Below are 16,737 nucleotides of genomic sequence, written 5' to 3'. Positions count from 1 at the left end.
GATAGATACTATCATACTTCTTTTAAACCAAGAGCCGCAAAAGTTGCAGGGCCCACAATTCCATCTGGTTTCAAATTCTTTTTTTGCTGAAAAGCTTTAACAGCAGCCAGGGTATCATTGCCAAACACACCGTCTTCTTCAAGAACAGGATTAATACCCAAACTATTGAGGGCATGCTGAATACTTACTACCACATTACCGCTATCCCCCTTTTTAAGAAAAGCCCCACTTGTAATTCTTTTCTCAGGAATAGCGGGCGAGGACACTTCTTCCTGTATAACACCCAACAATTCCGGCGTTACAATACCTGTAACGGACAAGGAGTGCATTTGCTGAAACTGTTTAATGATATTTTCTGTTTCTGAACCAAAAAAGCCATCAACAGTAATTTTAAAGTCCAAATCATAAAGCATTTTCTGAAGAACAGTAACATCACTTCCTATGTCACCCTTTTCTAAAATATCATTGAGAAAAGAAGGCAATTCCTCCTTCAATGCAATGGGAGTAACAAAAGCTTTCACTAAGTTTTTTTTCCTTTCCCTCAACATCACCTGACCACCATCGCTATCATTGCCTTGAGCTGTATTTCCCTCCCAAGCTTGTAGTACAGTTTTTTCAGGGTCCATCCACTTTACAAAGATTCCAGTGTGATCACAGATTCCATTGCCAGTCCAATCATACAAAACAATGTCACCTGGCTGAGGTTTTTTTACTATACAGTTATTTCTTTTCCAAAAATTAAACCCCGATTGACACGATTGATAGCCCTTTGGCCTATCTATTGATTCCAGTGAATGACCTGCATGATGATAGACCCAGCTAACAAATATGCAGCACCACTTTACTCCATCCAGTCCATACCACTGACCATAAATTGTTTTATTGGAATTAGCAGGACTTTCTTTGACCCCATTTTGGGAAGAGGCCATATCTAATATTAATTGACGTGACATAAAATCTATAGTTTAGTGATAAAAAACTTAAGTTATTGTCAGGAAATTCTATTGAATGGTGACCCTGAAGGGAACCAGTCCCTGCTATGCTTCCACTATTTGGAAGCAATCATAAAGTCACCCAATCAAGAAGGAAATGAATTATGTTCTTTTCTAAGTAATCCGTATTTAATCAGCTCTTTCTCTATTGTATTTAATTGCTCTTCAGCCCTGGACTTTACATATTTATGCCAAATCAAAGGATCTGCAATCATTTCTAAGGGCAAACTAAAATCTGTCATTGAGTCACAAAGCCTTTTGGCTCTATTTAATGCCATAGCTCTTAATTCTTCCCATTTATCCAATGACATTGAGGGCCATACCGGAGGCTGTAAGGAATTTATTAAACCAGGCTCTTCTGTTCTTGGGATTATTTGACACAACCCATTACTATTATTAGGGATATACCATCCTATTGCTTCATATTTTTCTTTGGTTGCAGGAGAGGCGTTTTGACAATAGGTAATTTCTTTATTTGTTTCAGGTACACAGAAGTAATTTGAGAGGAATTGATAAGTATTATATCGACCCAATTTATAATCATGCTCTCTAAAGCTTTGATCTAAAAAGCCAGAAAATGCGCCTAACAACCCTGCCGCTAATGGCAAAGCAGCTTCTTGATTAGCTGAATCTCTACGAGTTGGAGAAATAAAAAAACGGGAATAGTAAGTATTATCTACAGCCTTTTCAATCCAATCAGGCCTGAAACGTCCTTGATCAACAGTTGAACCAACAAAATATTGAGGTTGCTTAAATAAAGAAGGAATGCCGATTACTGTATCGCCAGGCTTTTTTTGTAAATCAAAATTAGTTGGGAAAGGGTCTAAAAGTATTACACAAGCATTTGTATTTATACCATCGTGGGGTATCTGGCCTTTTATGCCTAAAGATTGCATTAATGACGCCCGGGCTAAATCATGCGGATCCCTATTAAAAGTGCCCCCATCAATATATTCCATTTCAAAATCATCATCCGGGTTGCCACACGGCCATTCCGGGTCGAGAGTTGAATAGTCTATTTTGGATCCTGAAATGGTATAACCTAAATAAAATAATTTTCCAGTATACTCCTTTCTTAATCGCTTTAACGAGCGAGGCTTAAACCCAAAAGGGAAAGCTGCAGTGGCAGGAGCGCTTTCAATAAGTTTTAACCAATTATTATCATTCTTAAAGTACTCGTTTTTCCGGAAAAAGAGCTGATACCCCCATGGTAAATATTGAATACTTGAAAGATCAGGGAAATCTTGGTTTTTTGAAAAATTGAATTTTATATAGTCTAAATGAGTTTTTTGAATACCATAAGAAACATTATTCGCCTGAACAGGAGAAATCTTAAATGGAATACCCTCATAAGAAGCTAATGTCAGGAAGATTTCAATATTATCAGAAAGGTAATCAAGACCTTCTGCATAATTTTCTGACGACCACCTTTCATTTCTTAATTTTTGAACCAAATCATCAATCGGTTTAACATTAAGAAGTGAGTAGATTTTTTTTCTCTCTAAATCATCCGAGTCTAACATTCCCCTGACATCAATTTCCGTCCAGGTATCTCTTAGAAATTCTTCAACTTTGTCAGTTGTTAACCCCAACATAAATAATGCGGCACTGATACCCCCTCCAGATGCTCCTGTGAGAGTCTTTATTTTTACATGATGATCAGGTATTTCCTCTTTAGCGATTGTAATTAAATCACCTTTTTTGAAATTAGCGGTATCTTTTATAGCTTTTAATTTAATTCCATTTTTAGCGGTACGGATATTTTGCCAATTAGCTAACCAATTATTTAGTTCTACTAGGGTGCCACCAGTATAAGTACCCGCTGATACTGTGCCGGCCATTGATAAGGCCAAATGAAAAGTTCCCATAGATTTATGTACAAAACACCTACTCTTCTGCGGATTTTCGGCTACTTCCGTTTTAGAATATATAGAAAATGAAAAGTTAACAGTTAAAGAATGGTAGAAAAGGCAATGATGCTATAGATATGATTAAATATACCACATTTGATTCAAATAGCAAAAGCAATAAAAAGTATAATTAACTGTATATGATGGGTTTATGTAAACAAGCACACTCCCTTTGAGTTGGTGATTCGAACTTAGTTCAAGTTAATCACATTTAGCCGCTTATCGCCATTTTCTCAACAATGGAATTTTAGCCTTGCTTGTTCATTTTGACAATGCGTTAGTTCGAATTTGTGTTTTCTAATTCAATTATTAGAAAGCACTCCAAATTCAAACCAACCATCAGTCAACCCGCAGATTCAGGATTGGGGACATTTCAATAACTTGACTGCGGAATGTTGCAAAGTTATTCTGCTGTAACCTATATTAAAACATGGGCTCTGGGATATTCAGTAGCTATCAGAGCTTTCAGAAAGCAAGCTAAAAAGCCGTCCCAAAATTGCTTTTGAGACGGCCTTTTGTTTTATAACCTTTATAAAACAATACCTCTTTTGTTTCAAAATTTTATTTAAAACAACTGAACGTATTTTGTTTTTACAACAAGCCCATACTGTCGGTTGTTGATCATTTGAATTACATTTTTCGCCTAAACAGAGCAACTTTCATATTTAATGAAAGATTTCCATCTGTATAGGTTCTCAATGCTTTGGTTCCCGAGGTATAAAGGGCCAGCAACTGCATACGCGAAAGCAGCTTTACACCTAAGCCTACGGTATAGCTCTGGGTAGAATGGTAAACCGCTTGGATATCCGCCAGATTGTTGGCCCACTTAAGATCAACACCTGCATCCCAAATATCACTATTCCCTTTCACCATTGTATAAGCCAGTTTTGGCTCCAGGCAATTTAATTTTTCACCCAACCCGATTTTATATGATGCTGCAGAATAAAGCACACCCTGGTCAACCGTATTGTAGGTATCCTTCACTATATAATTGCGAATAGTCGGTATAGCTACCTGAACGGTTAATGCATTTGCAGTATAGGCCATCCCAAAATCACCGTCAATGTAAGCACCTCTTGAATTATAATTAGCCAGATATGGATCGTTCGGATTGCCGTTCACATCATTAATTGGTAGACTGTTATTCTCCACCGCAGCCGAAATACCAAAATGCAGCGATTGCCCATTGCTGTTCAATGGTAAGTGATAGGCATAAGAAAGGGCTGCACGTGTGCGGTTTAACAGCCCGGCCTGGTGATTGGCCACATTCAGCCCAAGTCCCACTCGCCTGCCCAGGTAATAATCGGCGCTAAGCCACTTACTGACCGGAGCACCAGGCATATTATCGTAGTGCTTACTATAGGAAAGATTAACATTTAACCCTGAGTCAATTCCTGCCATAGCTGCATTAGCTTGATACTGATTAAAGAAAAACTGCGCCGGACTGACATTGTGTTGAGCCTGAACGGAACAAACAACTCCGCCCAGCAACAAGATTAATAATACAACACTTTTATTTATAGTTTTTAATTGTGATCTCATGTTGAATTCTGTTAGTTGCGAACAATAGTAATATAACCCTTATACAATTTTGACCCGTTGCCCAGATCAATGAGATAGTAATAGGTGTCTTCGTGCAAAGGCTGTCCATTCAAAGTACCGTCCCATTCATTTAAATAGCCCGTTTTCGTATAAATGATCCTACCCGCTTTATCAAAGATTTTCACCTGGTTATTCGGATAGAGGTCAATGTTTCTTACCAGCCATTTATCGTTGTAACCGTCTCCATTAGGGGTGATTACGTTAGTAACATCTAATTTAAAATCTTCAATTACTTCGATGGTAATAACCTGCTCGGTATTGCAACCGTCTCTATTAAAGGCCATTACTTTGTAAGTAGTGGTCTGCAAAGGACGAACAGTTAACACGGCAGCATTTTTATTACTTTGTATACCCTCTGCTTCGGCCCAAAAATAATAACTGGCATTTCCTTGAGCTTTCAACTCAACAATATCTCCCTTAGAAATTTGCTGAGGTTTGTTACTGCTAATACTTACCTGAGGTAAAGCGTTAATTGTTAATACTCCATTTACATAAACAAACGTGTAATTGTTGGAGGCAGCACCTTCTGGAGTTAGCGTATAATTACCAGCTTCCGAAGTTGAATTTGCAGTGGTATTAACCGCTGGCGCTGTTTGCAAACTATTGATTCCATCTCCATTTTTAAATCCACTATAATTTACGGTTAGAGCGGGTAAAGGGCCTTGACAAGTTTGCTTGTTTTCAGCTGTAACGGTTAATACAGCTTTAGCAATTGTCAGATTCGCAGGCTGGTAATTCAGAATATAATTATTACCGGCTGTCAACGTACCTTGATTGATACTATAAGAACCGCCATTGTTGCCTGGCGAACGATTTAAACTTCCCGTTAAAACATCACCGTTAATTAAACCGGTAACTGCTGCGTAGGTCAAAGCCGGATCGGCATCTCCATAAGTTTTACTCTTCGCATCGGCTGTTACGGTGATCGCTTTCGGACTGATCGTTAAAGTTTGTTGTATTGCAGGAGCTGCATTGTAAACTGAATTACCTGCTTGACTTGCAGTTATTGTAACACTTCCAGCTTTACGAATACTAACTGTATTTCCACTAATTGATGCTACAGATGGATCACTCGACGCATAGTTTACAGCTAACCCAGAACTTGCATTTCCAGTTAAATTGAAATCTGCATCTCCATATATTTTTGCAGGCAATGAGGTAAATGAGATTGTTTGCTCTTCTTTATTTACGGTAAGGGAGTAGTTTATTAGCTTCGTATAAGGTGCACCTGTACCCGTTGAAGCATCCGTCGCCGTTACTGTAAAAGTAGAAGTTCCGTTGGAAGTTGGTGTACCCGATAGTGTTCCGCTTGGAGACAAGGTTAAGCCTGCTGGTAAAGCTCCTGCAATAACAGCATAAGAATAAGGAGCTGTACCGCCTGTAGCCGTTATACTTTGGTTATAAGGAGAAGCTACTGTGCCTGCGGTTAGCGAAGTGGGTGTAATTGTTATCGTTGGCGCATTTACGGTAAGCGTATATGTGTTTGTCCCTGTAAAGGATCCTGCATCCGTCGCCGTTACTGTAAAATTAAAATTTCCGCCTGAGGTAGGAGTACCGGATAGTGTTCCGCTTGAAGACAAGGTTAAGCCTGCTGGTAAAGCCCCTGTAGTAACAGCATAAGTATAAGGAGACGTACCGCCTGAAGCCGTTATACTTTGATTATAAGCTGAAGCTACTGTAGCTGCTGTTAGCGAAGTGGGTGCAATTGTTATCGTTGGTGCAGTTATGGTAAGTATGCTAAGTGTATAGACACTTGACCCCTTATAAGGCGCTCCCGAGCCCGTTGAAGCATCTGTCGCCGTTACTGTAAAAGTAGAAGTTCCGCTGGAAGTCGGAGTACCCGATAGTGTTCCGCTTGAAGACAAGGTTAAGCCTGCTGGTAAAACTCCTGCTGTAATTGTATAAGTATAAGGAGCTGTACCACCTGAAGCCGTTATACTTTGATTATACGGTGAAGCTTCCCTACCTTCAGGTAGTGAAGGCGGTGTAATTGTTATCGAATTAACGGTAAATGTATAGGTACTTATCTCCGTATAAGGCCCTGCCCCCGTTGAAGCATCCGTCGCCTTTAATGTAAAATTAAACGTTCCAGTGGTCGTAGGGGTACCGGATAGTGTTCCGTCTGGAGACAAAGTCAACCCGTCAGGTAATGATCCTGCAGAAATCGAATAAGTATAAGGAGCGGTACCGCCTGAAACCGTTATACTTTGATTATAAACTGAACCAACCATACCTGCTGTTAGCGAAGTTGGTGTAATTGTTATCGTTGGCGCATTCACAGTAAGCGTATATGCTGTTGTCCCTGTAAAGGATCCTGCGTCCGTTGCTTTCACTGTAAAATTAAAAGTCCCGCCGGCAGTCGGTGTACCCGATAATGTTCCGCTAGAAGACAAAGACAGTCCGGCTGGCAATGCCCCAGTAGTAACTGAATAAGTATAAGGAGACGTACCGCCTGAAGCCGTTATACTTTTACTATAAGCTGACGCTACTGTAGCTACTGTTAGCGAAGTTGGTGTTATTGTTATCGTTGGCCCAGCAGATATAGTAAGTGTATAGGTTTTTGACCCCGAATATGGCGCACCAGTACCTGTTGAAGCATCCGTCGCCTTTACTGTAAAAGTAAAAGTCCCGCCGGCTGTTGGAGTACCCGATAGTGTTCCGTTTGAAGACAAAGTCAACCCGTCCGGCAATACTCCTGCAGAAATTGTATAAGAATAAGGTGCAGTACCGCCTGATGCCGTAATACTTTTAGTATAAGCTGACCCTGCTGTACCATTAGGTAAAGTAGTGGCTACGGATACTGGCGAATTTACGGTAAGTGAATAGCCTCTTGACCCTGTAAAAGTAGAAGCATCCGTTGCCGTTACTATAAAATTAAAAGCTCCGACGGCAGTCGGGGTTCCCGATAGTGTTCCGCTCGAGGACAAAGACATACCAGCCGGTAATGCTCCTGAAGTAATTGCATAAGTATAAGGAGCAGTACCGCCTGCAGCCGTTATAGCAGTTGAAACATAAGGTGAAGGTGCCGTAGCTGTTGCAAGCGATGTCGAAGTCGGTGCAATTGTTATCGCTGGCCCAGTTGCGGGAAGTATCTTAAATGTTAAGACTGTTTGTGTCCTTGAATAAGGTCCAGTACCCGTTGAAGCATCCGTACCCATTATTGCAACAGAGTAAGTTCCGGCGGAGGTCGGGATACCGGATAGCGCTCCGCCTGACGCTGACGACAAAGACAACCCGGGCGGCAATATTCCAGAAGCAATTGAAAAAGTATAAGGAGCTGTACCGCCAGAAAACCCTAAAGATTTATTATAAGATACATCCACCGTGCCATCCGGTAAAAATCCAGTAATTCCAAAACTTGGCGTATTTACCACAAGCGTGTAGGGTTGATCCAACGGAACCCCTAATGCATCTGTCGCTGTAACTGTAAAATTAAAAGTTCCGCCTGCAGTCGGGGTACCGGATAGTGTTCCGCTTGAAGATAAAGACAACCCGGCCGGCAATGCTCCTGCTGTAATTGCATACAAATATGGAGCTGTACCGCCTGATGCTGTAATTGTTTGAGTATAGGATATACCTACCCTTGCATTTACGGTGAGTGTATAGGTTTTTGACCCAGTACTCCCTGAAGCATCCGTTGCCGTTATTGTAAAATTAAAAGTTCCGCCGACAGTTGGGGTACCTGATAGTGTTCCGCTTGTAGACAAAGCCAAACCAGTCGGCAATGCTCCGGCAGTAATTGCATAAGTATAAGGAGCAGTACCGCCAGTAGCCGTTATAGTAGTTGAAGTATAAGATGTGGCTATCGTACCTGCTGCTAGTGAAGCTGGTGTAATTGTTATAGTTGCCGCAGTAAGGTCTATAGCTCCGTCACCATTATAATCAACCAGCTTCATATTGGCAAAAACCGTATTAAAGCTGGTTGCGAGTAAAAAAAATGCACAAAGTAGCAAACGAGTTGCTTTTACGTTTAAAGAGGTAGATAAACCTCTTTTAATCGTATCAACAAATTGAAAATAAAGTTTTTCAATAGTTGATTTATCGTTGTATATATGCGTCATGTTAAGTTTTGTTGTTATATTTTAAACACATAAATATTTTCTCGAAAAGCTCAGATTTATGGCTTGAAACCTCTATAATGTCTCAATAGATTTCGTGACAATACTCCCCTGATTTTATGTTATTTTAAATCAGGCACTCAGGGGTCAACATTCTGCTTAAAGCAAAATCATGACGATTAGTATAATCCTTTGAAATCAATAGGAAACAAATTCGGTAGCTATCAGAGCACTCAGTTTAAGAGATTAAGATGCTGTCCCAAAATTACTTTTGAGACAGCATCTTAGTTTTATAACCAAATATCTTTTAATACAATACAAAGGTCATGGCAACATCAGGGCGTTCTACACCTGTAATTTTCCCATAAATATTTCCGCCTTCAACATGATAATCCAATTTAAACTGACTATTTAAAAAGAAATTCTCCATCTGATCCAAATACCTCCAAGCACGAACATTATACTGATCATATAATGATCTATTGCTCAATTTATAGTACCCCGTAGCTGGATCAAAGGTATAGTCATATGTAATTATTGACGGATAATCACTATACATATTAGTTATATTCCCTGTAAGTTTTATTTTTTTGTTGTAAGTATCCCAATCTATCTTCATAAAAATATTGAAATAAGGTGGATTAGTAACAACCGTCCCATGAGTCCAGAATCTTTGAATTAAAGCAGCGCCTGCAGTGGAGGTCCCTAGATTAATATTAGGGTAATTGATTATGAGACCCTTATAACCCACACCCATCATTTCATTTATAGGTATTGGTGGGGTCGATGTACCGTTGACAGCTATCTTTTCTCCACTTTGTGTTATGGCATAAAACTTGTCACCCAACATCAGCAGTTTATTAATCAATTTGTTTCCTACCTTTAATCCTCTGGGGATTTCAAGGCCATCGATCGCAAAAGAAAAAGCCTGATCGGTTATCTGGATTTTATTATTGACCTTCCCGATTACTTGAATCCGCTTATTCGATACAACAGGCACAATCTGATAGGTAACATCATTTAATTCGAACGTAGAAACCATATTATTGGCAAAAATTTGCTTTACTTTATTAATAGCAGCTAAATAACCGCCATTTAAATAAAGCTCTTGTTCTTCCTTAGTGGCTTTAACCAATATCATTTGTGTACCGTTTTTTCTACCCTTTAAAAAGACAGTATCACCGTTAGACCGCTTAAAATCAAATTCTATATCTGCTTGTAAGCCTCTTCCTGCAGTCCCGCCCATTACTCCTGGATTAGGGTCATTTAGCAAATGAAGGTAATTGTAGGTCTCGAACGAAAGCATTGGGGCATTTACAATTTTAACCCTATATGCCGATTCTTGTAGTTGAGTGCTACTATTGGTATTAATGTCTGAAACCATACGAACTCTGTCTTTTCCATTAACGTCAAAATCCATATAGTATCCATAATTCCCTTTTGAATAGGTTTCATTTAAAACTTTCCAGCCATATTCAGCACTTACAAGTTCCTGCTTGTATTCTTTTTGTAGCGCGTTCATGCGTTCATCAGGAGTCGTACCAAAAGTTAGATCGAGTTCCCTTTTACAGCTTGTTGTTAAAATGAGGATAACGAACAAGAATTTATATAAATTTCTCATAATCATTTTACTATTCTATGTTCAATCTATTTTGTTATTTTCACTAATGGAAAGTTTATATAGCTATTAAGCTCACCATCTCTATAAATACCACCAGAAGTAAAATATCCTTCATCGCGACGCGTAAGCCCCTTACCTATAGACCAATCCATTATAAATGTGGAACTGGTTAGATAATTAGAGATATTAGCCATAAAAGAAGTCATAAACATATTGGCGTTAGTATAAGTAGCTCCCGTACCTTGCGCAGCTTTTGTAAAAGTGATCTTATGTGTAACAGGATCTAAACTATAGGTAAAGTTGTAGTCGGCATTACTAACCGGAGCTGTACCTGATTTATAAGGAACTCTGACTATTAAAGAATTGCCAGTTGGGTTAAACATAAAAACCAGGTCTTGAACAGTATATTTACTAACTGTACTATAAGCAAGCACAGCAGCTTTAAAGGCCTCAACACGTGTTCTAATATCCGAAGAATAAGCAGCCGTGTTCAAACTCAGGTCTTTAACAAACAGACCTTGGTTTAACAACCAGTATTCTAAACTTTGCGAACTTTTATCATTATAATTATTATAAAGGCTATAGGCTACTTCCCGTTGTAATTTTCTAAAATCAACCCCAAACTTATCTCTCCAAAAGTTAACTACAGCGGCTTCTTTTCTCTTCAATTTGTCATAGCCATTTTTAGGACAATTTTTTGCTTTATTATCATACCATAGCTGGCCATGACTTATCAAAAAACCTGCAGTTTCGGCAAAATCTTCAATAAAACTCGATCTGGAATATCTAGAAATAAAGCCTAATGAATCGTTTTCCTTATCGGGATGGTAAAAAGTACTCCGCCAATCTGACACATAATCTGTTAAGGAAATATTTTGAAATTCTTCAGGAAACAACTGAACTTGAGTCAAGGTATGGCTAAATTCGTGGTGGATAGTCTTCAGTCTCGCCTTAAGCCCATCAATATCAGTACTATTTATAGTATTTACCTCGTATAAGGTGATATTTCTGCCTCCGGTTGATATACCCAGAATTCTCGAACCATCATTTGGATCGTAATGCCATGATCCGGATAAAACCCACTGCTTAGGCGCATATTTACTAATAAATATTTTACCAGCAGCGTTTTGGTATGGCATTAAGTACAAATCCAAAACCTGAATCATCTGTTCCTTTGCCTTGGCTTCTGTTGGAGGCGTAAGATTCATATATACATCGTCTTTATATCTGTCATAACGATATACAACTTCTATATTGGCAGGATCTAAAAAATTCTCTGTAAGCCATTTATCGAAATCTGTTGGTGTATAATCAAGGTCTTTATTAAATTTAAAATCAACTATTTCATCCTTTTTACATCCTGCTACTGCAAGAATAACCAGCAGTGAAAATATGATGTGAAATCTTTTCATAATCATCTTTTTATGTGTTATTATCTAGGATTTTTAGGTAAACCGGAAAGTGTTACACTTGGGGGCAATTGAAAAACACGACGCAAGTCATCTTTTTTTAACACATCATACGTTGCGTTGTAATTATCATTATAAACCCTGTGAATAATTTCTATCCCCAACCGGTTGATATCAAACCAACGAATACCTTCCTGAACAAATCCCTGTTTCTTAAAATCCAATAGGGTTTTCATTAAGCCTTCCTTTAGGTCGGTCGTTTTATAGAAGCTTAACACTTTACTTTCGGTAATTACATCCGTGCCAGCATCGTAATTCACAATTCGAACAGCAGCAAAATCATTAAGGTCATTTAATGCCAATTCGTAATTACCTTTATTAATATAGGCTTCAGCCCTATTCATTAAGGCCTCATCGGCAGAAAACAGACATTGAACCGTAGTAGGAGTATTGGTAGTGTATTTAGCAACTAAAAGCTTATCTTCAGTTCCCGATATAGTAAGAAAATAATTAGAGAAAGGTTTTCCTGCTACAGTAACAGTATCTAAGAAGCGCCTTGCATCTTTGCCGAAACCGTAACGGCTCGATCCGAAGGTCATTGCAAAAGAACTGGTCACATTTGTCAGTAAAAGGTTAAAATTTTCCTGGGTACCTGTAAATATAGGGGTAAAGGTATTGCTATTGTTCTTCATTCTTGTTCCCACGGGTCGTAAATTCGGTCTAAAATTATTCTCCGGAAAAATGGCACTGGAATATTCAATTACTTTATCGTAATCGCCTTTAAAAAGATAAAACCTGGCAGCAAAAGCATTTGCAGCTTGCATATTAAAATGAAACTTGGGAGACTTAAATGTAAGACCCTTTATTAATTTCATTCCTTCCACCAAATCCTTCTCAATATTTTCATAAACAGAAGCTACAGTACCCCGGTCATAATCCTTAAAAGCTACTTTTTCAGGAACTGTTAGATAAGGAATTCCCATTGAGGAATTATCTCCGTTAATATGGTATGCTTTTGAAAATATGGAAACAAGCATGAAGTGTGCATAAGCCCTGCACAGCAAGGCCTCTCCTTTGTACTGTTGTCCCTTTACTCCAAAATTATTGTCATCAACAGCTTCTATAGCCTGATTTGCAGCAGCAATAGTTCTATACATGGCTAGCCAATAGGTATTGGGCGTATTCTTACCATCCATCTCTGGAATATCGGTCCATAAGTAACTTTCTCTGGCAATATCATCGCGTGAATAGCTACCCGGACCTCTATCAATTGCATAATCAGATGCCGCCTCCGTAAACAATAAATAATCAGAAGTAGGATAAGCCGTAACCAACAATTGGCCCACTTTATCAGCCGTATTTAATTCGGTTCGCATATCCGGATTGACTTCAAAATATTGAGAACAGCCCCCTATTAATAGGGCAATCAATGGTAGTCCCAATATCCCGTATATAGTTTTATTTTTCATTACCTTCAGAATTTAGATTAAAAACCAGTTTTTAATGAGAATGTAAATTGTTTAGGTACAGGCAATGCCACACCGCCACTTCCAAAAAATTCCGGATCTGCCCCATGCAATTTCTTATCTGAATACAACAAGGCTATATTATTAGCCAATACGGTAAACTCAAGGTTTCTCATTCTTAATCGGTCGGACAGTCTTTTAGGCACTCTGTAAGACAAAGAAATATTCTTCAACCTTACAAAATCGCCTTTGGCTACTCGTGCATCTGAATTGTTATAGGCAGAATAGGCATATTCCGGATTACTCGTCAGTCCGACCAAAGGATCCATTATTGTAGGAATATTGGTTTGTTTTTCGTCTCCGGGCACCATCCATCGGTTCAGCCATTCTCTTGACATACCAACGTCATCACTTAGTGTAGCGGTAAAGACAGGAGCCATACGGACATAGTTGCCCATACTGAAATTAAACAAAAAAGAAAGTGTAAAATTTTTATACCCAACTTGATTATAGAAACCTCCAGTCCAGGTGGGATCAACCGGACCATGATATTTGAGATAATCAACATTAGTACTTTCAAAATCAACTTTAGTAGTATTCCTCGCACCTGTCTCGGAAATAAATGTAGGATAGCCGTAATTAGGGCTCAATCCATCAAATTGCACCGAATACAATCCACGCTGAGGATGTCCCACTAATGGTCCTCCCTCTGCTCTGACCAGATTCAACCAGTTAGGACTTATTTTTAAATCAGTAATTTTATTTTCGTTATGTGCAAAATTGAAAGATGTTCTCCATTTGAAATTCTCATTACGAATCGGATATCCTGCGATAGTCGCTTCGAATCCTCTTGCAGACATGGAGGCATAATTGGCAATTTTCTGAACCTGTCCTCCGATCCCTGAGGTGATGATCGGGCCTAACAAATCAAAAATATTTCTTTTATACCAGTCCAATGTAACATCAACTTTATTGTTGAAAAATGACAAGTCGGATCCAATATTGAGTTCATGAAGTTTCTCCCAGGTAAGATCAGCGTTTTCAAGGCTCGCAATTTGTACATATTGTTCCTTGTCAGTTTCGATAATTCGAGAAGTCATGCCATTAGTCAATAGTACACTCTTGTTTCTGGCATTACCTAAATTCGCCACCAGACCATAAGTACCACGAACCCTGGCACCACTCAAAAACCATCCATTCTGATTAAAGAATTTTTCCTGATCAATATTCCAGGAACCAGAAACATTCCAGGTAGGTAGCCAGCCAAGACTTTTACCCTTAGCTTTAGTTTTACCCAGCATATTAGACCTGTCAACTCTAGTCGTAAAATTGAAACTATATTTATCTGCATAAGCATAAGCAGCTCGGAGCATCATTGCCGCAAAGCGATCTTTGGTATAGCCCATGCCATAATAAGGCGAATTTTGATATTGCGCATTCTGAAAATATTTATAATCTGGATGCACTAAACCTGAATTCGAATACTGATAGCCAACTCCACTAAAATTATCAGACTGTCTATCCGTTGAGCGAACTTCCATAGATCCGAATACATTCAAACGATGCTTTTCATTAAATGTGGCATCATACTCTAAATTCTGGCGGGCATATAAACTGACCAGATTATCGGTATTGGTATTATAAAATCCTCCATCTGGCAAAACGACAGAAGGCACTGCCCATGGTTGACTTGGGTCTGCAAACAAGAAAGGATTTTGATATATAATTGCTGGATCATTGCCATACGCTTGATATGCACCCACCATATTTGAATTTTCCATTACATAATGCTTTCTGTTGGTTGAAGCATAGCGATAGGATCCATCAGCTGAATAGGTAAGTTTTGGAATAATTTTATACTTAAATCCAGCCTGTACTTTCAATTCATTCAGCCCTAATGTTATATAGTTGTTCTCCAATTCATTTAGAATATTAAAGGGCGCAAAATTCCTTCTGAAATATTCTAAATTACCATCCTTATCATAAGGGGTCATCAGGCGGCTGGTATTTAACGCATAGTTATATGGGTTAATATCAAAATTTCTTGAAGACGAGCCTAATGCCGAATTGCTAGTTCTGCCAAGGGTCCCTGGCGTTCTTTGATCCCTTATCGAACCATTGAATAGTAATTCACCACTGAAACTTTCACTTAATTTGAAGTTGGTTCTAAGATTGGCAGTAAACCTTTTGACTTTGTCCCCAATAGTTTGTCCCCCATCACTTGTAAAACTGGTAGAAGCATAGGTCTGTGATTTTGAACTCCCAGAACTGTAACTTAATGAATGCTCCTGAAGCAACGAATTCTTAAATAAAATATCAAACCAATTCGTATTTGCATCTGCGTAACGCTCCAAATATTGGTTTCGGGATGCCTGATCATTTCTTAATCCATACGAATCTGATGTAGGGTCATAATTATACATCTGATCATACATCTTAACGAATATTCCACCATTAGCTGAACTCTTTGAGGAACCGTGAGAAAACCCACCTTTCCTTTCCATCTCCAACAAAACAGCCATCTGCTCAGCAGAATTCATCATATCAAAATGTTCATAGGAAGGCTTTAAATAAGAAGTAAAAGTAGAAGAATAATTAATCTGAGGAGCTCCCTCTGTTTGCTTCCCTTTTTTTGTTGTAACAACAATAACCCCATTCATTGCCCGTGCACCATACATAGCGGTTGCGGCTGCATCTTTTAGAATACTGAAACCCTCAATATCATCGGGGTTTAAACCAGCCACTGATGAGCCAATCAACGTATTCGGGTCACCGGTAGACAATGCTTCATTAGAAATATTCACAATGTCTTCCAGGATTATCCCGTCAACTACCCATAAAGGTTTATTATCACCTGATATAGAAGTCGCTCCCCTAACTCTGATTTTTGGAGCTGCACCGAAAGTACCGGATACGTTCTGAATCGAAACACCAGCAACCTGACCTTCCAACATACGGCTTATATCCGGAACACCCGCACGTTCTACATCCTTAGCATTAATTTTAGTTGCTGCTCCAGTAAACAACTTTCTGTCAATATTTTGATAACCAGTTGCTACTACACTAACTGCATTTAAAGTTTTAGCGTCAAGATCCAGTTTAATCGTAAAGCTTTTTTGGTTACCAATTGTAACTTCTTTGTCTTTATAACCTAAAAAACGCACAACCAAGGTTGCATTCGGTGGAGCATTTAAAGTAAATTCCCCTTGTGCATTGGTTACAGTGGCTACAGATGTGCCTTTTACAGAAACAGTAGCCCCAGGCAGAGGTTGATTAAATTCATCCCTCACCGTACCTTTAACCTGGTCCACTATGGCAACTGACTCTGTGCTTGCACTAATAGAAATCGTTTCGTTAAAAATCCTATAAACCATGTTATTGTTGGACAACAATTTTGACAAGGCTTCTGGCAGACTCTCGTTTTCAATATTCAGGTTAATAGGTCTTGAATTTTTCAACAACTCATCATTGTACAAAAATTTATACTTCGTCTGTTTACTTATTTCTTTAAAAGCATATTCTAACTTGGCATTACGGAGGGAAAGTGACACTTTTTGGGCCTTTCCATTGCCGTAAACACAGGTCATAAAAATCAACATTAAAGCTGCTGTAATTTTCATTATTCGGAAAATTATTGGAAAAGGCGGATCCAATAGACATAGACGCCCTTTACCAAATG

Annotated in this window: 8 protein-coding genes; all 8 read right to left on the bottom strand. The window is 38.8% G+C overall.

Features of this window, described 5'->3' with window-relative positions:
- Window positions 1-11 precede the first annotated feature (11 nt).
- A complete protein-coding gene (locus tag L2B55_RS08870) occupies window positions 12-953 on the bottom strand; it encodes a C40 family peptidase (protein ID WP_237850177.1) in 942 nt (313 codons plus the stop codon).
- A gap of 125 nt (window positions 954-1,078) precedes the next feature.
- On the bottom strand, window positions 1,079-2,860 hold the full coding sequence (locus L2B55_RS08865; protein WP_237850176.1) for a patatin-like phospholipase family protein: 1,782 nt from the start codon (window positions 2,858-2,860) through the stop codon (window positions 1,079-1,081).
- A gap of 672 nt (window positions 2,861-3,532) precedes the next feature.
- The gene (locus L2B55_RS08860; RefSeq protein ID WP_237850175.1) at window positions 3,533-4,444 is read right to left on the bottom strand and encodes a PorP/SprF family type IX secretion system membrane protein; all 912 of its coding nucleotides are present in this window, start codon (window positions 4,442-4,444) and stop codon (window positions 3,533-3,535) included.
- Window positions 4,445-4,455: 11 nt separating this feature from the next.
- Window positions 4,456-8,565 (bottom strand): putative Ig domain-containing protein, encoded by a 4,110-nt coding sequence (locus L2B55_RS08855; RefSeq protein WP_237850174.1) that lies wholly within the window; start codon window positions 8,563-8,565, stop codon window positions 4,456-4,458.
- A gap of 304 nt (window positions 8,566-8,869) precedes the next feature.
- Complete coding sequence (locus L2B55_RS08850; RefSeq protein ID WP_237850173.1) at window positions 8,870-10,183, bottom strand: DUF4302 domain-containing protein; 1,314 nt, start codon at window positions 10,181-10,183, stop codon at window positions 8,870-8,872.
- 26 nt (window positions 10,184-10,209) lie between these two features.
- On the bottom strand, window positions 10,210-11,595 hold the full coding sequence (locus L2B55_RS08845; protein ID WP_237850172.1) for a substrate import-associated zinc metallohydrolase lipoprotein: 1,386 nt from the start codon (window positions 11,593-11,595) through the stop codon (window positions 10,210-10,212).
- Window positions 11,596-11,615: 20 nt separating this feature from the next.
- Window positions 11,616-13,061 carry a RagB/SusD family nutrient uptake outer membrane protein gene (locus tag L2B55_RS08840; RefSeq protein WP_237850171.1) on the bottom strand — a complete coding sequence of 482 codons (1,446 nt, stop codon included), beginning with the start codon at window positions 13,059-13,061 and terminating at the stop codon, window positions 11,616-11,618.
- Window positions 13,062-13,078: 17 nt separating this feature from the next.
- A complete protein-coding gene (locus L2B55_RS08835; RefSeq protein ID WP_237850170.1) occupies window positions 13,079-16,678 on the bottom strand; it encodes a SusC/RagA family TonB-linked outer membrane protein in 3,600 nt (1,199 codons plus the stop codon).
- Window positions 16,679-16,737 lie beyond the last annotated feature (59 nt).

The organism is Solitalea lacus (assembly GCF_022014595.1).
Lineage (GTDB): Bacteria > Bacteroidota > Bacteroidia > Sphingobacteriales > Sphingobacteriaceae > Solitalea > Solitalea lacus.
The sequence above is the reverse complement of the archived record's forward strand: the minus strand, read 5'-3'. Positions and strand labels throughout refer to the sequence as shown.

Excerpts from the sequence above, each read along its gene's own strand:
- L2B55_RS08870 (WP_237850177.1), bottom strand. The coding sequence starts at position 953 with ATGTCACGTCAATTAATATTAGATATGGCCTCTTCCCAAAATGGGGTC.
- L2B55_RS08865 (WP_237850176.1), bottom strand. The coding sequence starts at position 2,860 with ATGGGAACTTTTCATTTGGCCTTATCAATGGCCGGCACAGTATCAGCG.
- L2B55_RS08860 (WP_237850175.1), bottom strand. The coding sequence starts at position 4,444 with ATGAGATCACAATTAAAAACTATAAATAAAAGTGTTGTATTATTAATC.
- L2B55_RS08855 (WP_237850174.1), bottom strand. The coding sequence starts at position 8,565 with ATGACGCATATATACAACGATAAATCAACTATTGAAAAACTTTATTTT.
- L2B55_RS08850 (WP_237850173.1), bottom strand. The coding sequence starts at position 10,183 with ATGAGAAATTTATATAAATTCTTGTTCGTTATCCTCATTTTAACAACA.
- L2B55_RS08845 (WP_237850172.1), bottom strand. The coding sequence starts at position 11,595 with ATGAAAAGATTTCACATCATATTTTCACTGCTGGTTATTCTTGCAGTA.
- L2B55_RS08840 (WP_237850171.1), bottom strand. The coding sequence starts at position 13,061 with ATGAAAAATAAAACTATATACGGGATATTGGGACTACCATTGATTGCC.
- L2B55_RS08835 (WP_237850170.1), bottom strand. The coding sequence starts at position 16,678 with ATGAAAATTACAGCAGCTTTAATGTTGATTTTTATGACCTGTGTTTAC.